Origin of the sequence: Streptomyces globisporus C-1027, from assembly GCF_000261345.2 — a bacterium.
Classification (GTDB): Bacteria; Actinomycetota; Actinomycetes; order Streptomycetales; family Streptomycetaceae; genus Streptomyces; species Streptomyces pakalii.
The window spans coordinates 2,241,622-2,268,084 of sequence record NZ_CP013738.1 but is presented as its reverse complement, the minus strand read 5'-3'; the positions used below and the strand labels follow the sequence as shown (position 1 = coordinate 2,268,084).

1 protein-coding gene (only partly in view) is annotated in these 26,463 nt (G+C 74.7%); it reads left to right on the top strand.

Annotation, left to right across the window (positions count from 1 at the left end; genetic code table 11):
* Positions 1-26,463, top strand: partial view of a lonely Cys domain-containing protein gene (locus WQO_RS09840; protein WP_058953935.1) — the 3' portion only. The gene continues 13,749 nt to the left of window position 1, outside the view; the window shows 26,463 of its 40,212 coding nt (coding positions 13,750-40,212); its start codon lies off the left edge, out of view; the stop codon is at positions 26,461-26,463.

Sequence of the window (26,463 nt, the reverse complement as noted above, 5' to 3'; positions counted from 1 at the left end):
GACCCGGCGCTCACCGCCGGGCTGCGCCGGACCCTGCCCGCCGACGCATTCGCCCGGACCGCCGCCCTCCTGATGGTCGACGTACCGCCCGGCGTGGACCTCCCCGTCTCCTCCGGCATCGAGGCGCGGGCGCAGGTGGCCCGGATGCTGCGCTCGCCCGCCGTGGCCGAACGCCTGCTGAACGAGGGCGCGCGGCTGATCGTGGTCCCCAAGGACGCCGCGACCACCTCGCTCGACGCGTTCGGCCTCCTGCGCGGCGAGAGGGACGAGAACGCGCGCCCCTACGACATCCTGCGCGGTGTCGAGGCCGGCGGACTGGCCGCCGTCGGCGAGGAGAACCTGCTGGGCGACACCACCGCCGTACCCGGGTCCGGGCTGTACGCCGACGGCTACTCCGCCGCGACCCACGAGTTCGCGCACGCCCTCCACCGCCACGGCCTCACCGACGAGCAGCGCCGGCTCATCACCGAGGCGTACCACGACAAGGTGCTGGCGGGCAGCTTCGGCGCCTGGCCCGACGGACCGCTGTACGACAGCACCGGCACCCACCGCAACTACTCGGCCCGCGACGAGTTCGAGTACTTCGCCCAGCTCACCAACGCCTACCTCGGCACGAACACCGGCACCGACCCCTACACCGGCCACCCCCGCAACAACGGCGCGAAGTGGGTCCGGCGCAACGAGCCGACGCTGCTGCCGCTCCTCCAGGAGCTGTACGGGCCCGACCCGCAGGCGGCACACCACTGGGGTGCCAACCCCCGGGCCGAGGACGACACCTGGGCGGCCTTCCGCGCCCTCTGGGACGGCCACGACGGGGCGTACGAGCCGCAGCCCCACGCGCCCGTCCCCGCTCCGCCCGCCCCACCGCGCTCCGCCCCGCTCAGCCGCCCCCGGCTGACGGCGACCGCCCGCCGGATCGCGGGCCCCACGCCCCGCCGGGGCCTCACCGAGCGGCGGTGCCTGGTCCTGCTCGGCGCGCTCCGCGATGCCCTGTACCCGGGCGGCGTACGTCCTGCGGCCACGGTCGACGACGCGGCGCTCTCCACCGCGACCCCGGCCTCCGCCCTGGTCCCGGGGCCGGGCTGGAGCCCCGTGGGCTCGTGGGAGGCGGTGGCCCGGACCGTCGCCGCCCAGGGGCCGGGCGCGGCGGCGTTCGTCCTGGCACGGCGTCAGGGGGAGGCGCTGGGCCACGCGTGGGCCGCCTACCACCTCGGCGGTTTCGACGGCGTGATGTGGCTGGACCTCTCGGCCCGGGACGGCCGTCAGCTCTCCTCCGCGCCGCCCCCGGTCGCGGCGTCCGAGGCGCGGGCCCTGGTCGTCGGCCCGGACGGCCGGGCCGTCGAGGGCGCCCTGCCCGCCTTCACCGCGTCGTCCTCCACCCCGCACTCCCTGCTGGACGCGGCGACCGGCCGCGCCTACGGAGCCATCGGCCTGGAGATCGAACGGCGGCTGGTCTTCGTGATCAGCGGCCTCGGCGACGTCCCGGCCAAGCAGATCCTGGCCACCGCCCCCGGCTTCAGCATCGTGACGGACCACGCGAGCGTCGCGCGGACGGCGGACGGCCGCCTGCACCTGACCCTTCCGCCCATCGCGCCGGGCGACCCGAAGCCCCAGCGGTTCGGCTACCTCATCGGTGAGATCGTCATCGAGCCGATGGCGGTGCTCCCGAGGGAGCGGCACCAGTCCTCCGATGAGACGCTGGAGCGGCTCGCCCGGGTGGAGCGGGCGCTGGACGGCCGTGACCAGCCGGGCGCGGCCCCGCAGACCGCCCTGGCCGACCTGCTGCCCGCCGAGGACGGCTGGACGCTCACCGAACTGGGCGGCAGGACCCTGGTCGGCCAGACCCCGGTCCGGACCAACCGCGCCTACGTACAGCCCACCACGGGCTTCCCCGCCCTGGGCCTGAGCCTGCTCCAGGACCGGGCGGTGGACCGGCTTCCCAAGGGCGCGATCGGGGCGGTGGAGGCTTCCGGCCGGGAGTTCGCGATGAAGGCCACCGCGGAGTTCGTCCGCGCCGTCACCGGACGGACCGACGTGCCCGACATCGTCGTCCCCTTCCTCGCCCCGGTCCCGGACGTCGACGACCTGTGGGGCTACCTCCGCTTCGCCTACGCCCACGCCGTCGCCCGGCCGACCGGCGTCATCCTCAATCAGGGCCCCGCCGCGTTCATGGTGAAGAACGGCCTGGCGGTGGCGTCACGTCCGGCCCTCGACCGGGTCCTGCGGGCGCTGCGGCCCCGGGCCAGGGACTTCCTCGACCGGCACCACGACACCGTCAGCGCGGGGCTCGCCGCCACCCTCGGACGGCTGCTGGACCTCTACCGCCGCACCATCACCCCGGACAAGCCCCTCTTCCCGGGCTACTTCGACGCCACGATCGGCGACGTCCCCTCCGCGCGCGAGCACACCACCTCCCTGCTGACCGGGCGCACCTCCGAGGGCAAGGCCGTCACGCAGAAGCAGACGGTCGACATGGACGACCACCGGTATCCGACCCTGGACACCGACGGCGGCCGCCTCGACATCCCGCTGGTCCTCACGGAGCTGCGCCACTTCGCCTACGACGGTGAGCAGTTGATGACGCCGGAGGAGATCCGGCAGGCCGTGGCCGAGCTGGCGGAGCTGAGCCGTCAGGCCTACCGCCGGGCTCTCGCGCAGCGCGCCCCGCTGCCCGACGACGTCCTGGCCGAGTCCCTGAACCGCATCCTGGACAACGAAGCCGTCCGGGGCCTCACCCACTTCGTGCAGATGGTCCTGATGGCCGGCCTGCCCCAGGCGTCGGGGTCTCCCCGCCGCCTGATGCCGGTGGGCGAGAGCCAGTTGATCTCCCGTGCCCTCGGCGAGTACGCGCTCGGCACCCCGCTGCCCGCCGACCATCCCTTGCACCGGGCCTTGCGCACGGCGGTCCAGGAAGCGGCCGACGCCGTCGACACGCTTCCCCCGGGCCACCGGCCCCGGCTCCAGGCCATGGTCACCGCCGCACAGGGCGCCCTGGAGGTCCTGGCCGACCCGGAGCGGACACCGCCGCCGCTTTTGTGGGCGTCCGAACTGATCGCGGCGGACGGCTCCCGCGTCCTCCTGGACCGGGTCCTCGCGGTCAGGCACCGTGCCGCGGACGGCACTCCGCTGGGCACCTCCTCCCGCCCCGACCAGGACTGGCAGGACGCCCGGCGGCAGACGTACGGACTGCTGCCCGAGGTGGTCGGCTTCACCTACGTGCGTCCCGGCCCGGTGACCCTGGAGAGCCCGGTCCAGAACCTGCCGTTCCACGACGCGTACCTGGTCGGGCTGCGCGGCGGACCCGGGACCGCCGCGCTGGCCCTGTCCGACGGCACCGACGCCGTCGTCGACTACGCGAGGATCGTGGACTTCCTGTTCGCGTTCGACGGCGATCTGACCGCCCTCGCCCCGCAACGGCCGGTGCTGGTGACCGGGGCCGATCTGGCGGGCCCGCCGTCCGCCGACCCGCTGGAGACGCCCCTGGCCGGCCAGCGGCTCGCCAACGGCCTGGACCACTGGATCTGGACCACCGGCCGTGGCATCGAACCCGTCCTCGCCCCGGGCGACGGGCCGACCGGACCCCGCTGGCAACTGGCCGAGGGCGACTGGTGGGCCGGGTTCCGCCCCGAGCCCACCACCCCCGAACTGGCCCGGTGGGCCGAGCGGATCACCGGCGACCGGGGCCGGGCCCCCGACGTCCTGCGATGGGTCCGGGCGGCCCGGCTGGTCTACGGCCCCACCGTCGACGACCAGGGCGACGCCCTCGCCACGCTGCTGCGCGGCTTCTGGGCGCTGGACCGGACGCGTGCGGCCGCCGGCTTCACGGGCCCGCTCACCTGGAGCGACCTGCGGACCGTGATCGGCGCGTACTTCACTGCCAACGGGCAGGCGGAACCGCCGCTGCCGGTGGCGCTTCAGTTCCTGCTGCTGTCCGCCGCCGGAGCGGTCGGGGTCGACCTGGAGCTGTCGGGGATGGCGATCACCCCGCAGCACCACAGCGTGCGCGCCTGGGACACGGCCACCCCGGGCGGCGTCGTCGAGGACGTCACCGACCAGGACGAGGAGATGTCCCTCTTCGCCCCGGCGCCCGCCGGACAGCCGACCGCACCGGCCGCACCCGCCCCCGCTCCGGCGTCGGACGCGTTCACCGGACCGAGCGACCCCGCGCTGGATTCCCGGACCAGGATCACCGGCCCGTCCGGGAGCACCCAGGGCCGCAACTGGACCCGCGCGAAGGTCGACCGGGTCCTCCCGGGGACGCTGCGGACCCTGGAGAAGCGGCCGGACACCGCGGCGAAGGTCGTCTCGACCGGCCCGGCACCGTGGCCGGACACCGCGTACGTGGTGATCGCCGACGGCGAGGACGGCCGGGTGCTGCTGCCGGACGGCCGGGAGCTCGGCCCGGAGGCGGTGGCCGACGCGCTGGCCGCCGACCCGGACCTGGCGAAGCTCCCGGAGGACGTGCCCGTCGTCCTCGCCGTCCCGTACACCGGCGACCGCTACCAGCAGACCCTGCAGGCCGTGGCCGACCGGCTGGGCCGCACCGTGTGGGGGCCGAGCGGGATGGGCCGCGCCGTCCCCGACGGGTCGGGCGACCATGTCCTGGCGTTGCTGGACCGCGACGCGGACGCTCCGGTCGGCGACTGGGTGTCCGTGGAGCCCTCGACCGCGATCGGGTCCTACCTCGACCGTACGTGGACGGCCCTGGACGGGACCGTGTTCCGCGACAGCGACGTCCTCACCGTGCCGCTGACCGACGAGGACCACCGGCACTTCGGGCGGCTGGCCGTCGAGCAGAAGGACGGCCTGCGGCGGCGGACGCAGCGGCTCCGCCGCTTCCTCAAACTGCGGGAGCTCTCCCACCGCCTCCCCGAGGGCACCGACGCCGGCACCGAGCACGGGCCGGTCGGTTCGGAGCCGGTCACGACGGACGCAGCCGTCCACGTCTACGCCGGACACGGCGCACCGGGCCGGATGAACCTTCCGCTGCGCGACGGCCGAACGGTTTGGCTGGCGAAGGCGGACGCGGCGGCGTACATCGCGGGGCTGCCCGAGGTACGCAATCTGCCGCGCGGCCACCGCATGCACCTGGAGGTCTGCTGGAGCTCCTCGGACGGCGACCCGCGCCGCCAGTACCCCTCGCTGGGCGACACGCCCCACGTGGACGACCCCCTCGACGACGTGCCGCTCGACCAGCTGGTGGCCAACCTCACCCGCCGGGAGACGGACGGCTCGCTCCGCCAGACCGGCTTCAACGACACCCAGCGCATCGCCCTGGCCTCCGCGACCGGCCAGCGGGGGGGCAGGGTCCTGCGCCGCCCCGAACCGCTCGGACCCGCACTCGACGCCCTGGCCCGGGACTTCGGACTGCACCGCGGTCCGGACCCGGTCTCCCCGGAGACGCGGCAGACGATGCTGCGGCTGCTCCGGGCGGTGCGCAGCGTCTTCGGCACCACCTTCGAGGACCACCGCGGCGGGCCGGACGGCCGGTTCGAGCGCGTCATGAAGGGCGTCGTCGCGCTGGAGCGGATGCGGGCGAACGACGGATCGATCTCCCGCCTCACCCCGTTCCGCCTCGACATGCTGGACTTCTTCGTCCAGGAGCACACCGGCCGGGCCCCCGACAAGCGGGGGTACGTGGAACTGCTCGACTTCGCCGCGGAGCGGATCGCCGACGACGGGAACGCCAAGCTCACCGACGCGGTGTCCGCACCGTCGCTGGAGATCGCCCTCAAGCAACTGGCGGACAACGGCGAGCAGATGATCCGCCACGTGCAGTCGCTGCCCGCCCCCGCGCCGTTCAACCCCCGGCAGGTCGCCTCGACCCTGTGGGCCACCACCCGTGCGGCCCGGCTGCTGCGCCCGATGACGCCGGCCGCCCGGGAGGCCATGGGCCGCAGGATCCTCCACCTCGACGCCGCCACCGCCTGGGACCGGTCACGGCAGGAGTCGCTGTGGGCGCTGCTCACCAAGGCGGTCGCCGAGGGCGTGGACGCCGGCGACCAGGACGTCATGGCGGCCTACGGCCTTGCGGAGAGCGGCGCGTTCTCCCTGCCCGCGGTGCTCCGGCAGGGAGCGAACGACCAGGGGATCAACTGGTCCGGCGCCCCCATGCCCGCCGGGGTCGACTGGGGCAGCGTGCGGCAGATGACGTTCGGGCCCAACGGCAGCAGCATGGCCTCGGTGCAGCCGGCCTGGACCGGCCCGCACAAGCCGATGCCGGTGCTGAACGTCGTGGAGGTCGACGGGGCCGGGCGGATCGTGCTGCACCTGCCGGGCCGCGCGCCCCTGCCCGTGTCCGAGACCGAGTTCCTGGCCCTGCTGGAACGGGACCCCGGCCTGCGCACCCTCCCGCTCAAGCACCCGGTGCTGTTCCTGACCACAGGACCGGGAACCCTGAGCCCCCAGCTGGTCCAGAGGTTCTCCGAGCGCACCGGACGCCCCGCGTACCGCTACAGCGCGCCGATGATGCTCTCCTCCGGCGACCCCGCCACCCCGCTCGGCATCCTCGCGCTGACCGACCCGGCCACGAAGACGCCGGGCACCTGGACCCGCGCCGCCCGGCAGACCAACGCCCCCGCGGCCGCCGCCGGCACGGGCGACCTGATCGTCTTCAGCCCGTCGGACCGGAAGGCCGGCGCACTGCCGGACATCGGCTCCCTGAGCGTCGGCGACCAGGGGCAGCCCCCGGCCGGTTCGCTCCTGTCGCCCGCGACGCTCATGACGAACGCCTCGGGCTCCCCGCGCGGCCGCAATCTCACGGACGAGAAGGTGCGCCAGCTGCGCATCGGACGCGTCCGGGTGTACGAGGAGGAGGCGGGCGCTCCGCCCAAGGAGAAGACCGGCGAGGACCGGGCCGCACCGTGGGGCGACTCTGCATACGTCGTCTGGGGCGGAAGCGCCCCGAACGGGGTGCGGTTCCCCGACGGGCGCACGCTGGACGCGGAGCAGCTGGCGGCCGAACTCGCGGCCGACCCCGAACTGGCGAAGCTGCCCCAGGACGTCCCCGTCGTCCTGGTCGTCCCGCACCTGGCCAACGAGCGGTACCTGGCCTACCTGCGGGCGGTCGCCAACCTGCTGGAGCGCCCCGTGTGGGCCCCCAGCGGCGACGGCCGACTGGTGCGCAACAAGAAGCGCGAGCACGTCCCGGCGCTCATCGACCACGGCGCGGACCAACCCCTCGGCTCCTGGGTGCCGTTCCGGCCCACGAAGAAGGCCGCACCGCTCCCGGACCGCGTCTGGACGGCGCTCGACGGCACGGTCTTCCGCGACAGCGACGTCCTCACCCGGCCCCTGGTCTCCGACCGGGACGAGCGGTTCGGCCGGATGTCGCACGGCGACGACGTCCGGGGCCGCGAGACCCTGATGCGTACCTACCAGCGCGCCAAGAAGCTGGTCCACCTGATGGCGTCCGGCAGTCGGACCGCGCTGATCAGCGAGGAGTCCCGGACCCCGGACCCGGCGTCGTACGTGTACGTCGCCCACGGGCTGCCGGGCGGCCTGCAACTCGCCCTGCGCGACGGCCGGACGGTGTGGCTGAGCGCGGAGGACGGCGGCCGGTACATCGGCGGACTGCCGGAGGTCGCCGAACTGCCCGAGGGCCACCGGATGAAGCTGGAGGTCTGCTGGAGCGACGCGCCGGGGAACCCGGCCCTGCCGCAGCTGGACAACCGCCCCGCGCCCGCCGTCCAGGACCCGCTGGAGGAGGTCTCGCTCGCCCAGCACACGGCGAACGTGAGCCGCCGCGTCACCGAGGGGTCGCTGACGAGCAGCGGCTTCCACACCGACGCGCACATCCTGCACGACGCCCCCGGTGGAGTCGCCGGACGCCGCAGGTGGGTCAGTCCCGAGCCGCTGCCGCACGAGCTGGACGCGATGGCCCGCACCGCGGGCCTGCACACCGGGGACGGGGAGGCGTCGCCGGAGGTGCGCGCCACCGCCCTCCGGCTGGTGCGGGCCCTGCGCATCGTCTTCGGCCCCGAGGCCGAACAGGACCAGAACCAGCACGCACGGCTGCTCCGGGGCATCGGCGCCATGGAGACCCTGCGCGCCAACGACCAGGCACTGAGCCGGTTCACCCCCTTCCGCATGGAGCTGTGGACCTTCATCGCCCAGCGGGTGGGCGGAAAGACCCCGGGCCCCGACGACTACCGCAAGGTCCTGGACCTGGCCGCCGGCCTGCTGGCGCAGAAGCCGGAGGCCCCCCTCGGCGAAGCCATCGGGGATCCGGCGATCCAGCACGCGATCCGGCAGGCCACCCAGTTCGGCGCTCCGCTCGTACGGAACGTGCTGCGGCAGCCCGAGAACGTACCGGTGACCAGACGTGCCGTCACCCAGGCCTTCTGGGCGATGGCGGGCGCCGCCCAGCAGATGGCGGGCCGGGACGACGCGTTCACGGAGAAGCTGGGCCGCCGGGTCCTGCACGTGTTCCCCGACGAGGCGTGGGCCCCGGCGCGGAAGCAGCACCTGTACATGCTGACGGCCCAGGCCATCGCGGCCGGACTCGACCCGGCGGACTTCTTCACGCTGTCAGCCTTCCACCTCGCTTCCAGGGGGGCTTTCGGCCCCGCCCACCAACTGCGTTCGGGGGAGGGCTTCCAGGGCTTCAACTGGAGCGGCGGCCCGGCGCCCGGCGGGATCGACCTGCGGGCCGTCGGCCGTCAGGACACCGGAGCCGACGGCGCAGCCCTCCAGCACTTCCGCGCGCCATGGGCCGCCGAGGGCGAACCCGCGGACGCCATGGTGGCGTGGACCGATACCGACGCCGAGGGCTTCGTGGTCCTCCACCTGCCCGGCATGCGGCCCCTCCGCGTCGCCGACCGCGAGTTCCTGGCCCTGCTCGACCTGGCCCCGCCGCTGCGGACCGTCGCGCTCGGGGTCCCCGTCGTGTTCGTGCTCTCCGGTGCGGGCAGTGGCACGGGACGCGCCGCCATACTCTCCGAGGCGTTCTCCAACCGCACCGCCCGCAACGGCTGGGCCTACAGCGGCGCGTTGACGGTGGCCCCGACCACCCCGCCCGCTGCCACGGGCACCCCGCAGCCCGGTGCCGCGGCCGCCCCGCTGCGGCTGATCGGACGGCCCGAGACCACGAGCGGCCGGCCGGGCGTATGGCGCAAGGCATGGCTGCAGGGCCTGAACTCCAGCGTCGTGATGACCGCCCCCTACGGCGATGCCCTGTTCTCCTCCCCGAAGCCGGCCGCGCGGCTCACCCCCGTACCGGACACGGAACCGGCCACCACCGCGCTCACCGCGCCGCGCAGCCTGACCGGGGCCGAGATCACCGTGGGCCCGCCGCTCGACCGGGCCGGACTCACCGCGCTGGTCCGCCGGGTGACGGGCCCGGAACCGGTGCGCGGCCTGACCGTCGAACGCTGCCTGGTGCTCCTGGGGACCCTTCGTGCCGAGCTGTTCCCGCAGGGCGTGCGCCCGGCGCGGACGGTGGACGACACGGCGGTCGGTGTCCCTGTCACGGAGTCGTCCCTGGTGATGGGCCCCGGGTGGGCCCGGGTCCGGTCGTGGGACGCGGTGGCCGGAGCGGTCACCGCCCAGGGGCCGGGCACCGTGGCCCTCGTCCTGGCCCACCGCCAGGGAGCGGCCCCCGGGCACGCCTGGGCGGCCTACCACCTCAGCGGCGGCGGTGTGGTGTGGGTGGACCTCTCGGCCGGCCACGGCCGGCAGGTGTCCCTCCTCCCGCCCGCGGTCGCGGCGTCCGACGCCCGTGCCGTCGTCGTCGGACCCGGCGGGCAGGCCCTGGAACACGCCCTCCCCGAGTTCGCCCCGTCCTCCTCCACGGCCCACGCCGTTCTGGACGCGCCGGTCGAGCCCGGCTACGGCGCCATCGGACTGGAGGTCGAGGAGCGCCGCGACCTCTTCCTCGACCTGCCCGGCCGCCTCACCTCGACGCTCGTCCTCGCCCACGGCCCCGGCATCACGCTCGTCACCGACAGCCGGGGCTTCTGGATGACGGCCGACGGCCTCCTCCACGTCAACGAGCCGCAGGTGCCGCCGGGGCAGCCGCGCCCGGTCCGCAGGAACTTCGCCATCGGCGAGTTCGTCCTCGACCCCATGGCCGTCCTCCCCGGCGAGCGCCGGCAGACCCAGGAGGAGGGCATGGCCCAGCTCCAGCGGGCGCGCGCCGCCGGACGGTTGCCGGACGAGCGCCAGGTCGCCGTCCCGCTCACCGAGATGCTGGGCCCGCTCGGCGGCTGGACGTTCACCGAGACCGGGCTGACGACCAAGGTCAACCCCGCCCCCGAGGGCTTCGACTGGACCGCCTACGGGCAGCTGACCCTCGGCTACCCCACCGTCGGCCTCCGGGAGCTCCAGGACATCGCCCACCAGCGGCTGACCGTCCCCAAGTTCGAGATGGCCGTCGCCGTCGCCCGCAACTTCGGCCAGTCGCTCACCGCCACCTACGCGAACCAGCTCCTCGGCACGACCTCCGTGGAGAGCCACATCGCACCGTTCCTCGCGGCGATCCCCGAGGTCGACGAGGTGTGGGGCTACGGATGGCTGGGCTTCCAGAACGTCGTGGCCGCGCCGGTCGGCGACGTCTTCGACAACGCCCGCCCGCCGGGCACCGACCCGGAGCTGATCAAGAACCTCCTGCCCGCCGCCTCACGCAACGCCCTGGACCGGATCCTGCGGGCGCTGCGTCCCGGCACCCGGGCGTTCCTGAACGAGCACCACGACCAGCTCTCCGCCGACGCAGCCGAGCAGCTGGAACGACTGCTGGGCTTCTTCCGGCAGCGACTGACGCCCCACCTGCCAGCCGACCCCGCGTTCTTCGACACCGCCGGCACGGAGGTGCCGACGCCCCGCGAGCACTGGACCGCCGTCCTCACCGGCCGCACGTCCCAGGGCGAGCCCGTCAGCCAGCGCTACGCCGTCGGCATGGACGACGGTGACTACCCGGTCCTGGACACCGACGACGGCCGGCTGGCCGTCCCCCTGGTCCTCGCCGAGCTGCGGCACTTCGGCTACACCGGCCAGTTCATGACGCCCGAGGAGATCCAGCGCGCCGTCACCGAACTGTCCGCGTTCGGCCGCGCCGCCTACGAGCGCGCCCTGCGGTCCCGGGCGCCGCTGCCCGAGGACGTGCTGCGCGAGTCCGTCCGGCGGATCGTGGACAACCCGGTGGTGCAGAGTGTCGCGGGCTTCCTGATGGTGGCGGCGCGCGCCGGCATCCCGCAGGCGGGCGGTGGCACCCGCAGGCCGCTGAGCGAGTGGGACAGCCGGAACATCTCCCTGGCGCTGGGCGAGTACGCGCTGGGCCGGCCCCTGCACGACGGCCACCCCGCGTACCAGGCCCTGCGGGCGGCGCTGACCGAGGCGTACGCGCTGCTGCCGAACATCCCCCCGGGCGGCCGGACGAAGGCCCGGGGCTTCTTCGACGCGGCACGCGGCGCCCTGGCCGTCCTCGCCGACCCGGCGCAGACCCCGCCGGTCATGCGGTGGTACGCGGAAGTGGTCGCGATGGACGGCGCCCGCGTCCTCCTGGACCGCGTGATGGTGATCCGGCACCGCGACGCACAGGACATCCCGGTGGGCACGTCCTCGCTGCCGCTGGCCGCCTGGCAGGACGGACTGCGGCAGCACTACGGCCTGCTGCCCCAGGTGACCGGCTTCACCTACCTGCGGCCGGGCCCGGTGCCGCTCGAAAGCCCCGTCCAGGCCCTGCCGTTCGAGGACGCGTACCTGGTCGGACTGCGCGGCGGCCCCGGCGGCGCGCTCCTCGCGCTGGCCGACGGCACCGACGCGGCGTTCGCCTACGCCCGCGTCGTGGACTTCCTGTACGCCGTGGACGGGGACCTCACCGCGCTGGCCCCGGAACGGCCGGTCCTGGTGACGGGGGCCGATCTCGCGGGCCCGCCGCCCGCCGACCCGCTGGACACCCCGGTGGCCGGCCAGCAACTGGCCGACGGCCTGGACCGCTGGGTCTGGGCCCCCGGCAGCGGAGCGGAGGCGTTCCTCGTGCCCGCCGACCAGCTGGCCGGGCCGCGTTGGCAGCTGGCCGAGGGCGACTGGTGGGCCGGGTTCCGCCCCGAGCCGTCGACCGCCGAACTCGGCCGCTGGGCCGAGCGGATCACCGGCGACCGGGGCCGGGCGCCGGACGTACGCCGCTGGGTCCGGGCGGTCCGGCTGGTCTACGGCCCCCTGCTGGAGAACGACGCGACCGCGTTCGAAGCGCTGCTGCGGGGCTTCTGGGCCCTGGAGCGGACCCGTGCGGCCAACGGCTTCACGGCACCGCTCACCTGGAGCGACCTGCGGACGGCGGTCAGCGGGTACTTCACCGCGAACGGGCAGGCCGAACCGCCGCTGCCGGTGGCGTTGCAGTTCCTGCTGCTCTCGGCCGCCGGATCGGTCGGGGTCGACCTGGAGCTGTCGGGGATGGCGATCACCCCGCAGCACCACAGCGTGCGCGCCTGGGACACGGCCATCGCCGGCCCGGACTTCTTCGCCCCCGTCGACACCGCACCCGCCACCGCGCCGACCACCGCCGCGCCCCAACCGGCCACCGGCGCGTTCACCGGGCCGAACGATCCACTGCTCGCGCCGGACACCCTGCTGACCGGGCCGTCCGGCGCCGCGCAGGGCCGCAACTGGACCGGGAAGAACGTCAGCCGTGTCCTCCCGGGGACCCTGCGGACCATCGAGCGCCGGCCCGGCACCGCACCGAAGGTCGTCGCGACCGACAACGCACCCTGGCCGGACACCGCGTACGTCGTCACCGCCGACGGCGAGGACGGGCGGGTGCGGACGCCGGACGGCCGGGTCCTGGACGCGGGGGCGGTGGCCGACGCGCTGGCCGCCGACCCGGAGCTGGCGAAGCTCCCGAAGGACGTGCCCGTCGTCCTCGCGGTCCCGTACACCGGCGACCGGTACCTGGAGACGCTCAGGGCGGTGGCCGACCGGCTGGGCCGCACCGTGTGGGGGCCGAGCGGCGTGGGCCGGATCGTCCCCGACGGCACCGGGGACGCGCACGTCCTGGTGACGATGGACCCCGACCCCGACGCACCGGTCGGGGCGTGGGTGTCCGTCGCCCCGTCGCCGACGGCCGGACCGCACGAGGACCGGACGTGGACGGCGCTGGACGGCACCGTGTTCCGCGACAGCGACGTCGTCACCCGTCCGCTGGCCGACGAGAACCACCAGCGGTTCGGCCGGATCGCGGTCCACCGGGGGGACGCGCTGCGGCGGCGCGAGCGCAACTTCCGCGCCCTGCGCAGGATGCGCCGGCTCGTCCACTGGACGCCCGCCGGCACCCGCGCCCAGGAGACGGCCTCCGAACCGGTCTCCATGGACGCGGCCGCCTACGTCTACGCCGGCCACGGCGAACCCGGCCGGATGCAGCTCCCGCTCCGCGACGGCCGGACCGTCTGGCTGGGCAAGCACGAGGCGGCCGCATACATCGCGGGGCTGCGCGAGGTCCGCGAACTGCCGCCGGGCCACCGCATGCACCTGGAGGTCTGCTGGAGCTCCTCGGACGGCGACCCCGCCCGGCCGCAGCCGTCGTTCGCCCCGGTCCCGCACGTCGACGACCCGCTGGGCGACGTCCCGCTCGACCAGCTCGTCGCCAACCTGACCCGCCGCGACACCGACGGCTCCACCCGGATGACCGGCATGGACGACACCCGGCGCTTCATCATGGGCGCGGCCGACGGCGGACACGGCCGCCGCGTGCTGCGCCGCCCCGAACCGCTCGACGGTGAGCTGGACCGGCTGGCGGGCGTCGCCGGACTCCACCGGACCCCGGGCGACGTGCCGCCCGAGACCCGGGAGGCGACGCTCCGGCTGGTACGCGCCCTGCGGGCGGTGTTCGGCGACGCCATCGAGGACGACCGGGCCACCCCCGGCGGGCGCTACGAACGGGCGCTCCGCTCCATCGGCGCGCTGGAACGCCTCCGCGCCAACGACCCGGCCCTCAACGCCTTCACCCCGTTCCGCAGGGACCTGCTCGACTTCTTCGTCCGCGAACACACCGGCCGGGCCCCGGACCTGGCCGGATACCGGGCTCTCCTCGACCACGCGGCCGCCCGCGTCGAGGCCGACCTCGACGCACGGCTCACCGACGCCGTGCCCTCGCCCGCGCTTCAGATCACCCTGAAGCAACTGGCGGACGCGGGCGAGCAGATGATCCGGCACGTGCAGTCGCTGCCACCCCAGGCGGCCTTCACCCCGCGCCACGTGGCGTCCACGCTGTGGGCCACGGCCCGGGCCGCCCAGCTCTTCCGCCCGATGACCCCCGCCGCCCGCGAGGCCATGGGCCGCAAGGTCCTCCATCTGGACCCCGCCACCACCTGGGGCCGGGACCAGCAGCAAGCCGTCTGGGCGGTGTCGGCCAAGGCGATCGCCCAGGGCATGGACGCCACCGACCACGACCTGCTCGCCGCGTTCCAGCTGGCGGAGAGCGGCGCCTTCGGCCCGGCGTCCCTGCTCCGGCAGGGCCCCAACATCCAGGGAGTCAACTGGTCCGGCGCCACCGCCCCCGCCGGGATCGACTGGAGCACCCTGCGCCGGCCCGACGGGACGGTCTCCCACCAGCTCACACCCGAATGGGCCGGCCCCGGCAAGCTCATGCCCCTCCTCAACGTCATCGAGGTCGACCCGGCCGGCACCCCCGTCCTCCACCTCCCCGGCCGCCCCCCCGTCCTCGTACCGGAGAACGAGTTCCTGGCCCTGCTGGATCTGGCGCCCGCCCTGCGCACGGTCTCTCTCGGCATTCCGGTGCTGTTCCTCACCACCGGACCGGGGGCGCTGAGCCCGGAGCTGGTGCAGCGGTTCTCGCAGCGCACCGGCCGCCCCGCCTACGGCTACAGCGCCCCGATGGCGCTCACCGCCCCCAGCCCCAAGACCCCGCTCGGCATCGTCGCCCTGCCGGACCCGGCGACCAACGCCCCGGGCCGATGGACCGCCGCCGCCCGCCGGTTGACCGCCGCCACCGCCACCGCCACCGGCCAGGACCAGCCGGCCTTCTTCGGGCCGCCGTCCCCGGCCGACCTGGGGACGGACCCCTTCCAGGACCCGGCCACCGTGCTGCGGGACGGCGCGGGGAAGGTGCTCGGACGCGATCTGACCGGCGCCTGGACCGACCGGGTGCGCACCGACCGGGTACGGGAGGTCGTGGACGGACAGGCCGCCCGGGAGCCGGACGAGCCCGCACCCTGGGGGAGCGAGGCCTATCTGGTCGGCGACCGTTCCCTCGACGGCCAGGGCCTGACCCCGGAGGCGTTCGCGGAGAAGCTGGCCACCGATCCGGAACTGGCCGCTCTGCCGCCCCACGTGCCGGTGGTCCTGGCGATCCCGTACGCCGGAGCGCAGTACCTGGACCTGGTGCGCGCGGTCGCCGGCCGGCTCGGCCGCCGGGTGTGGGCCCCCAGTGGCGACGGGCGGCTCCGACACGACTCGGCGCTCCAGGCGCGCATCCCGACGATGACGGTCCACGACCCCGCCGGCTGGCACGGCGACTGGGTGCCGTTCGATCCCCCCGCGGTGCCGGCGCCCTACGAGGACCGGCAGTGGACCTCGGTCGAGGGCAGGACCTTCCGCGACAGCGACGTGGCGACCCTGCCCCTTGTCTTCGACCGCCGGGAGCGGTACGGCAGGGTGTCGGTCGCCGACGACCTGGACCAGCGCGAGAAACTGCTGCGGGGGCTCTTCCGCCGACGGCAGCGGATCCACTACGCGGCCACCACCCTGGGCGACCAGCTGGTCAGCACCGAGCCGTACACCCCGGACCCCGCGATCTACACCTACTACGGGCACGGCGTTCCCGGTGTGCTGGCCATCGTCCTGCGCGACGGCTCGACGGTGACGCTGACCGCGGCCGACGGCGGGGCGTACATCGGCGGACTGCGCGAGGTCCGAGAACTGCCGCCCGGCCACCGGATCGGCCTCCAGGTCTGCTATTCGGCGTCGGCGGGCAACCACCGCGACCCGCAGCAGGAGGGCCGACCGGTACCGCCCGTGGAGGACCCGCTGGACGAGCTCTCCCTCATCCAGCACACGGCCAACGCCGGCCGGCGCGAGGTCGAAGGCCCGACCCTGGTCGCGGCGCTGGACGACGACTCCTACGTACTGGAGGACACCCCCGGCGGGGTGGTCGGCCGCTTGGTGCGCGTCCGCCCCGAGCCGACCGACGCCGAACTGGACCGCCTGGCCGTGATCGCGGGCCTGCACGGCGATCCGGACACCGTGCCGCCGGAGGTCCGGGCCACCGTCCTGCGGCTGGTCCGCGCGCTGCGCCTGGTCTTCGACCACGCGGTGGAGGACGACCGCTGGGTGCCGGGCGGCGGGTACGAGCGGGCGCTGAAGGGCATCGCCGCGCTGGAGACCCTGCGCGCCAACGACCCCGGCATGCGGCGGTTCACCCCGTTCCGGATGGAGCTGTGGACGTTCCTCGCCCGGCGCGTCGGCGGCGACTCCCCGGGCCGCGACGCTTATCGGAACGTCCTGGACGCCGCCCGGCAGCTGATCGGCGCGCAGCCGGACAGCACGCTCTCCGGGATGCTGCCGGACACCCCCCTGACGTACGCCGTCGACGAACTCTCCGGCAGCCAGGGCGAGGACCTCGTCCGCGACGCGGTGGGCCTCCCCGAACCCGTCACCCTGCGGCCCAAGGACATCACCCGCGCCTTCTGGGCGATGGTGGCCGGCGCCGACCTGGTCCTCTTCCGCCTGGACCCGGCGCAGCAGGAGAGCCTGGGCCGCCGCGCCCTCCACCTCGCCGGCACGGAGGTGTGGAGCGACGCGACGACGGCGGAACTGACGTTCCTGGCGGTACGGGCCCACGCCCGCCGGATCGACATCACCGACCCGCACCAGCTCGCCGCCCACCACCTCCGCGAACTGGGCGCCCTTGGGCAGACGCTCACCGACGGGACGGAGCCCACCGGCTACAACTGGAGCGGACGGCCCGCCCCGAACGGCGTGGAGAGCGGCCAGTGGTACGCGCGGATCAAGGCCGGCAACGACGTCCTCACCCTTCCCCACCCGGCCCAGTGGAGGTCCACGGAGCCGGGTGGAAAGTCCCTGGTGATCTGGACGGGGACCCGGGCGGACGACGGCGGCGTCGTCATCCACCTGCCCGGACACGCCCCGCTGCCCGTCCCCGACGAGGAGCTGTGGGCGCTGCTGGACCTGGCTCCGCTGGTGACCGACGCGGGCGTCGACGTCCCCGTCGTCTTCCCGATGAGCGGCTTCACGGGCGGCAGGGCGCGGCGGACCCAGCCGTTCACCGACCGCACCGGCCGCAGCGCCTTCGGCTACTCCGGACCCCTGGACCTGATCGAGGACGACCCGTTCGACCCGCTGCACATCACCGCCCTGCGGGAGAAGAAGCTGGGGCAGTGGACCAGGACTATCTGGAAGCCCCGGCCGACCCAGGGAGCCGCGACGGGGACGCCCGGCGGGGCGGTCAAGACCGGCCCCTCCGCCTGGCCCGAGCACTCGGCCCGGCACGACTCCGGCACCGGTACCTTCCACTTCACGACTGGCGCGCCCCGCCGTGCCCGGGAAGCCGACGGGGAGAGCGGCCGGCCGGACATCGCCTATCCGTCCGCCGTCCGCATCAACGCCACCCCGGTGTCCACGGCGGACCAGGACGACGCCCCGGGGAGTGACCCCGCCGATGCGGCGCCCGCGGCCACCGGACCGGTGCCCGCAGCCGCCACCGGCCCGGCCTGGGCCCTGCGGTCCTGGCGTCCCGCCGGGTCGCCCGGCACGGCCCGGTTCGCCGCCCTGTACCGCGACCGGGAGTGGCAGCGTCGCAGCACGGCCTTCGAGCTCGCGTTCGCCGCGCACACGGGCCGCGCCGCAGGGCTCACCGAGGCGGCGCGCGACGCGGTGTCCCGCATGGCCGGCGAACTCACCGCACGCCACGGCGAGCAGGCTGCCCTGCGCGCCTTCTTCGCCCCGGACGCACCCCCGGGCGACCCGGCCGCGACGCTGGAGCGGCTGCTGACCGCCCCGCCCGGGCCGCTCACCCTCGCCGCGCTCATGACCGCGTTCACCTACGCGGCCCACGCGGGCCACGGCCTGCCCCGCGAGACGGCCGAGACCCTGGCCCGCCCGCCCGGCAGGCAGGGGCGCTACACGCCGGGCAGCTCCTACCGCGAGGTGCACGACAGCCGCGGCATGCGCCGCGTGGGCGGCGAGGACGGCCCCGCGCTACGCCTCCTGCGCACCTACGCCGCGCTCGGCGCGGCACCGGACAGCCTGGCCGTCCTGCGCGACGCGCTCATCGCCTGGGCGATCCCGGCCGACCTCCAGTCGCTCCACGAGATCCTGCGCGCCTCCCACCGGGCCGGCGGGGGAACCGCCGCGGAGCGCGACACCGCGCTGCGCGACGGCGCCGGACTCCACACCTGGGCGGCCGGCGCGCTCATCGCGGGCTCCGCGGACGGCGAGGGACGGTCGGACCGTCCCGCGGCACCGGTCCCGCCGCACGTCGCCCTGTACGCGGAGCGGATGACGTTCGGCCGTGACATCACGCGCAGCGGGCTGAACCTCCCCGATGACCTCGCGCAGCTGGCCGACGCCGCGCTCGCCGGCACGCTGAGCCCGGACACCGCCCGGAACCGGGCGCTTCTCGCCTGGCTCGACCGCTACGGCGACGCGGGCCGGGACGCGCTGCGGCGGCTGTCGCCCGCCCATCTGACGGCGATCCACCTGTACAGCGGCGCCGACTACCGTCTGATGAAGGCGTTCCTCAACGGCGAGCGGTTCGGCGCGGGTATGGGGCGTCGACTCGTCCGTCTCAACGCCTGGACGATGACCAGCAAGATGGCGGAGGTCGGAGCCGCGGACCTGCTCCCGATGACGCTGCGTCGGCAGCGGGGTTTCACCGCCCTGTTCGACGCCATGTGGGACGTGGACGACCTCCAGGAGCGGACCGCCGAGGTGGCCGCCCTGAGGCGCCGTCTGGACGCGATGGCCGACGCGGTGTTCGCGGAGCTTCCGTCGCACGTCGACATGGTGGTCGAGGCGCTGGAGATCCTGCCCCCGCTGCACGGAGACGTCTGGTGGGGCGACCGTGGCATGCCCGGCCCGCTGGGCGCGCCACCGTCCGACGGACCGGTGTACGGGCGGAACCGCATCACCGTGCCCTTCTTCCGCAGCACGGCGCTGGAGCGTGACGAGGCGCTCGGCTTCATGCACCGGAGCAAGGGAGCCCCCGGCGACTCGCACCTCGGACTGGTCCACGTGTCGGACTCCACGGCGCGGGAGGTCAGCCCGTTCGTGGTGCTGCCGCTGGAGACCGAGGTCCTGTATCCGCCGGGAGCCTCCTTCGACGTCACCACCCGGACGGTCGTCCCCGGCGACCCGCGTACACGGGCGTACGAGAGCATCGACGTCACCGAGGCTGCCACGACCGGCACGGCATCCGGCACTCCCGACGACCTCTTCAACATCGCGCCCCCGGCCGGCACCCGGGAGACGCCGTCCCGTCGCGCACCGGTGCTGCGGACCGTACGCCGACAGGACGGCAGCACGATCGGCATCGCGTCGTTCGACGACGCCGACTGGGCGGAACGGCAGCAGGAGTACGGCCGGCTGGCCGACGCCACGGGCTTCGTGTCGTGGGAACGCGACGCCGACGGCAGGCACGTCCCCACCCACCGGGCGCTGCCCGGCGGCGGAACGACAGGGGGAACGTTCTTCTTCGCGTCGCACGGCGGCGGCGACGGGCTCGCGCTCGTCACCGAGGACGGCGGCCGGCGGACGGACGACGGTTCCTACGCCGGGCGGCTGCTGCGGTCGGCCGGCACGCGTGGCTTCGGCAGCGTGACGGTGCTCGCCTGCGGCCCCGGCGACGTGCCCCGCAACCGGGCGGAGGCCCAGGCGCGGGCCGAACGCATCGCCGACCGGGCGGGACTGCCGGTCCACCTCCCCACCGGCCGGGTGGCGGTGTCCGACGGGCTGCCGCACCTGCTGGAGGACGCCGACGGGCAGCCCACGGAGTGGGTCACGGCCTATCCGGTGGGCTGGACGGGCCCCCGCGTCCCGGCACCGGGTACGTCCGCCGCCGGACGCACCGCGCACCGCTACCCCGCACCCGGACAGTTCAACGTCCAGGGCCGGGTGCTGGACGCCGCCCCCGAAGAGCTCGACGACCTCGACGCCGACCGGGGCACGCCGTGGTCGGTGTCGTCCTGGGGCCCCGCCGGGGCGCCGGGCACACCGAGGTTCACCGGGTTCTACCGCGAGCGCGCCTGGCGACAGGCGAGCGTCGACTGGGAGGACTCGCTCGCCGAGGCGCTGAGCGAGGTCCCCCGGCTCGCCGAGGCCGCCGGGCTCGCGGTGCGCGGACTGTACGGCCAACTCGCCCTCCGCAACGGGGAAGAGCGTGCGGCACGCGCGTTCTTCGCCCCGGACGAGACGCCCGACGACCCGGCCGCCGAGCTGGAGCGGCTGCTCGACGAACCGCCGGGCCCCGAGGCGCTGGACGGGCTGATGCGGGCGTTCGTGTACGCGTCCTACGCCGGACCGGGGCTGCCGGCCCCCGTCCACGAGGCGCTCACCGAGGGCGGCGGGCGGTTCGGCGGGGACAGCGCCTACCGCGCCGTGCACGACAGCCGCGGCTTCCGCCGGGTCGGCGGCGAGCGGGGACCCGCGCTGCACCTGCTGAGGGTGGCCGCGGCACTCGGCCTGCCGTCCGAGCTGCTTCCCCCGTTCCGCGCCGCCGTGGCCGCCTGGACGATTCCGTACGACCTCCAGTCGCTGCACGAGGTGCTGCGCGCCTCCCACCTGATCGGCATGGGCGCGGCCGACGAACGCGGAGCCGCCACCCGCGACGGGGCCGCGCTGCATACCTGGACCGTGGACGCCTTCACGGCGGACGGCCTGCTTGCGCGCGAGGACGACGGACGGGCGCCCGCTGCCCTGGTCCCGCCGCACCAGGCGCTCTACCAGGACCGCATGTCCTTCCCGTTCGAGCTCACCGGGACGATGGACGTGCCCGACGCCCTCGTCACGATGGCCGACGCCGCGCTCGCCGGAGCGCTGCCGTCCCGCCCCACGCCCAGGCTCCAGGCCATGGCCGCATGGCTGGAGCGGTACGGGGACCGGGGCGCCGCCGCGCTCAGGCAGCTCATGCCCGCCCACATCACGGCCCTGTACCTCTACAGCTCCTACGACTACCGGCTGATGAAGGCGCTGCTCAACGGGGAGCGGCTGGGCCGGGGCGTCAGCCGTCACCTCGTGCGTTTCCACAGCTGGCAGTACCTGCGGGAGTCGGCGCGCGAGGAGGAGCTGGACATGCCGCCGCTCACCCTCGTCAGCCGTCCCGAGTTCGCGGACCTGTACGCCGAACTCACCGAGCTGCCCGACCTCGACACCCCCCACCCCGGCCTGGCCGCGCTGCGCCGCCGCGCGGACGCGATGGCCGACCTGCTCCACGACGAGCTGAGGCTCCACATCGACATGGCCATCGAGGCCCTGGAGATCCTGCCGTCCGTCGACCGGACCATCTGGTGGGGCGAGCGGGGTGCGCCCGGGCCCGTCGAGCGGCCCGCCCTGAACGGGCCCCTGTACGGCGACGGCGCCATCGAGGTGGCGTTCTTCCGCAGTACCTCGCTGAAGATCGAGGAGGCCGTCGAGTTCGCGCTGAGCGACAAGCCCGTGCCCGCCCGGTCGCACCGCAGACTGATCGAGGTCGCGAACTCCACGGCCCGCGACGCCGCCCCCTTCCTCAAGCACCTGTCGGAAGGGGAGGCGCTGTACCCGCCGGGCATGCGCTTCGACGTCGTCAGCCGACGCCTCGTCGAGTCCTACCGGCGGCCCCCGATGCTGCACGAGGTGGCGGAGGAGAGGGCCCCGCTGCCCGACGGCCTCTCCGAGGTGCCGCGGACCGGCCCGGTGCCGTACGCACCGGCCGTGTTCGAGGACGCGGTGGACGACGTGTTCGACCTCGGCCGCTCCGACGCCGACCTGTCGGACGTCGAGCTGTCGGATGTCGACGGGTACTCCGAGACGGACTCCGACGCGGACTCCGGCCTCGTCGCGGACCCCTCGGAAACGGCCACCCGTGCCTACCCCCGGCACGACTACTGGAATGCCCCGTGGGAGGGGCAGGCGACCGCGCCGGCCACGCAGCAGATCGTCGTCCAGGAGATCAATGCGGACGGCAGGACCGTCGGCAAGGCATCCTTCACCCGGCGCGACTGGGCGCTGCGCGAGCCCTTCTACAGCCGCCTGCCCCAGGCCACCCACTACACCGAGTGGAGCCGCGGACCCGCCCAGGAACGCATCGCCCACCGGCGTCCCCTCCCCGCCACGGGAGCGTCCGGCACCTTCTTCTGGACGTCGCACGGCGGGCCGGAAGGCTATGCCGTCGCCGGGGCGAACGACCTGCCCGCCGGCGCCGACAGCGCGGCGGTGGGACGTCTGCTCGGACCGGACCTGGCCGCCGCGGGCTTCACCAGCATCACCGTCCTCGCGTGTGACGTGGCCACCGCCACCGGCGGACCCGCCGGCACCGCACCCGGGGGCGAGAGCCTGGAGCGCGCCGTCCGCCGCGCCGCGGACATCGCCGACCTCACCGGCCTGGACGTGTACCTCACCACCGGTCGCACGGCGATCACCCCGGGCCGGGACGGGGACGGGGGACCGACCGCCGACATCCACCTCCTGGAGGCGGCGGACGGAAGCCCCACCACCGTCCTGCGGGTCCCGCCGGGGTCCCGGGCGGGCGCGGACGCCGTCCTGCCCGCCGTCCCGGCCCCCGCCACGGACGCCCCCGCCACCCAGCCCTGGTCGGTGCCCGGGTGGCGGGTCGCCGGAGCACCCGAGACCGTGCGGTTCGCCCGGCTCTACCGGGACCGGAGCTGGCGCACCTTCAGTTTCCAGTTCGAGGCGGGGCTGGCACAGAGACTGGCCGCCGAACCCGAGACCGTCCAGGCCGCCGCGCACGCCCTTTCCCGGCTCCGTCAGGCCCTCGCCCAGCGACACGGTCCGCTCGCGGCGGACGGCGCCTTCTTCCAGGGCCCCGAGGCCCAGCAGTGGGCCGGACGGCCGGACGCGGTGGCGCGCTTCCTGGAGAGCGGGCCGTCGGTTCCCCAGTTGGTCCGGGCGTTCGGCCTGGCGGCGTACGGCAACGGAGGACCCGTCACCCTGCAGCAGACCCTGCCCGGCTGGCTCGCGATGCCCTGGCCGCCCCGGCCGAACGGGAACCGCCAGGGCGCGTACCGGCTCGCGCACGACCCGCGCGGATTCCGCTATGTCGGCGGCATGGTCGGCCCGGCCCTGTGGATGCTCCAGGCGTACCGGGCGCTCGGGGCGAGCGGGCCCGAACTGCTGGCCTTCCGCAAGGCGGTGCTGTCCTGGTCGGTCCTGACCGACACCCAGTCCCTGCACGAGGTGCTGCGCGCCTCGCACCTGGCGGGTGTCGGCCTGGAGCCGGAGCGTGCCGCGCTCGCCCACGACGGCGCCCGGCTGCACCAGGTGACCGCGCGTGTCTTCGGCATGGGCCCGGTCCTGCCGCACCACCAGGCCTACGACCAGAGGACGCGCTTCTTCTCCCGCCTCGACACCCACGTCCCAGGAGACCTCGTCGCGGCGATGAACGCGGCGATGACCGGGGCCCCGGTGAGCGAGGAGCTGGAGGAGCGGACCGAGGTGGCCACCCAGTGGCTGGAACGCTTCGGCGACCGCGCGCGGGCCTCCCTGCGCGCCCTCACTCCGGGTCATATGACCGCCCTGTACCTCTACACCAGCCAGGACCACGAGCTCTTCAAGACCTACGTCACCGCCGGGCGCTTCGGCGATGCGGTCGGCCGCTGGATGTTCGCGCAACGGGTGTGGAGGTACGTCCGTGAGGACGCCGTGGAGAGCGGGCAAGGCCTGCCCGAACTGCTGGACCGCGACGAGGACTTGAGCGATGCCATGTCCGATCTGAGGGACCTGGACCCGGACGCGACCGGTCCGGACGTCCAGGAGATCCGCCGCCGGGTGGACCGCGTCGCCGACCGGCTGTACGACGACATGAGCATGCACGTCGACATGGCGGTCGAGGCGCTGGAGATCCTGCCGCCGCTCAACGGCCCGGTCTACTGGGGCGGCTGGCTGCCCGGGTCCCTGGACGCGATCCCGCAGGACTCGCCGCTCCTCACCGCGACCACGCTGTTCGTGCCGCGGTTCCGCAGCACCACCGAGAGCTGGGAGACCGCCGGAGGTTACACCCGGGGCGATCTGCAGGAGATGGGCGACGCCGGGGACAAACACGCGATGCGCGGATACGTCGAGGACTCCACCGCCCGCCCGGTGGTGCCGTTCTCGGCGTGGCTCGACGAGAAGGAGGTCCTCTATCCGCCGGGCGCGGCGCTGAGCATCGTCAACCGTGAGGTCGCGACGGAGCCCAGTACGGGACGCGACTACCTCGACTACGAATTCCGGGAGATGCCCGGCTATCCCCACCCGGCCTACTACAACGCGCAGGACGGCACCTCGCCCCGGATCGTCGAACTCACCGACGACGCCGACGAAACCGACGACACCGGCGAGACCGACGAGTCGGAGACACGGCAGCCGGAGGCGACCGCGCCCCGCGACGGCTACCGCCGCACGGGACCGTACGCCGCCGAACTCGACGGCACCCTCTTCACCCTGCACGACTCCCCGGGCGAGGGGGACCGGACCGCGGACGTCCTCCTGCTCGCGGTCCGCCAGGTGGCCGCGGACGGGCTGCGGGACGCGGGCGTCGACACGGCGGAGGACTTCCGTGCCTGGCTGGGCGGCACGGTCACCGAGGACGACGTGTCCGACCTGGACATCCCGCCCCTGGACGGCGGCCAGGACCTTCCGCTGGCCCTCCTCGACCGGGCCGGCGTCTCCCTCGGTATATCCCTGCGCACGGAGGCCATGCTCTACGGCGACCGCCTCCCGGCCTCGCGGCTGCAGCTGGCCCCGGTGCAGCGCCTGCGGGTGCTGCTCGCCGACCCCTCGTACCAACAGGACGGCACCACACTGCCGATGAGGCCCCTCGCAGCGGCGACGGCACGCCGTCTCGGTGTGACGGTGGCCGTGGCGGGCCCCGACGGCGAGGTGACGTTCCACGGTGAGCGCACCGAAGGCGGACCGCCCGCCCTGCTCGTCGCGGACGGGGACCGCCATCTGGCCGGGCTTCCGGAAGGACCCGGCGATACGGCCGTCGACGAGGAGGAGCGGCTGAACCGGCTGGTGCACGCCCTGTCCGTCGCCCCGGCGTCCGTACTGCGCCGGGCGGCGGACCGGCCGGCGCCGGAGTGGGTCATGGCCCGCATCCGCTACATGACCGAGGCCGTCCGTTTCGAGCAGCGCCTCGGCCGGTATCTCGGCGGCCACGCGGCGGTCGACGCCCAGCTCGCGGTGATGACCCGAGAGCTGTGGGACCGGGCCGTCGCGGCAGGCCGTTGGACGGAGCTGGGCTCGGACGACCCCACCGTCGACGGCGCGGTCGGCACCGGCCGGGACCAGCTCCTCGCCGTCGTGGAGTCGGGCAACACGCGGGAACGCATGGGCATGCTCTGGATCGGCTCCCAGGCGCCGGACGGCCAGGGCGGAGTCATCTCCGAACTGCTCGGCAGTCCCGACCCCAATCCCGACGTGATCACCGAGGAGTACCGGGCCGCCAGGCCTCCGTCCGGGACGATCACCGCCTACCAGCAGTTGTCGGGGCAGCCGGACAGGACTCCCGAGGAGCAGCGGCGGATGGAGCGGGCCGCGCGTGAGCTGCGGACCCGGGCGCGCGCCGAGGACCTCTCGCCGCCTCTGAGCGAGGCCGAGCGGGCCCTGATGCCGGACGACGGCATCCCGTGGATTCCGGGCATGCACCGGTACGACATCGCCATGGACAGCGTCCCGCAGGCGGAGGCGGAGGACAGGGGCGCCCTCGTGCGGGCCGCCACCTCCGGTTCGGCTCACCGGCTGATGTCGCAGGCGGTGAAGATGCGCCAGGAATGGGGCCTCGACATCGACCTCGGGCTGGTCCGGCTCGCCCTCATGGCGGAGATGCTGCAGGCGGAGCACCACGGTCTGGACGAGATCATGCGGGGCAGCCAACTGGTCCTCGACCGGCTGCGGCAGGCCGGTGCCCCGGAGCCGGCCGACCTCGACTACGTCGACAACTGGGGCCGCTACTGGAGGATCGCCCCCTTGACCGAGGCGGAACTGAGGCAGCACGTCGCGGTCGACGGACTGTTCCCCGACGAACACGCTCTGCACCCCTTCGGGGACGAGGAGTTGTCCGGACCGGCTGATCCCGCCGACCCCGCGGTGGCCGCCTGGGCCCGGGAGCACCACATCGTCCTGGAGGACGCCCTGCGCCTCCTGTCGGCGCTCGGTCCCGACACCGCGTCAGGGGCCGCCCCACTGACACCCGAGCGGCTGGAGCACCTGGTCGACGACTGGTTCCGGGCCCGGAGCCTGGTACCCCCCGGCAGCCTGGCCGACCGGATCCGCCGCATACTGAACGACGTCCGTGCCTGA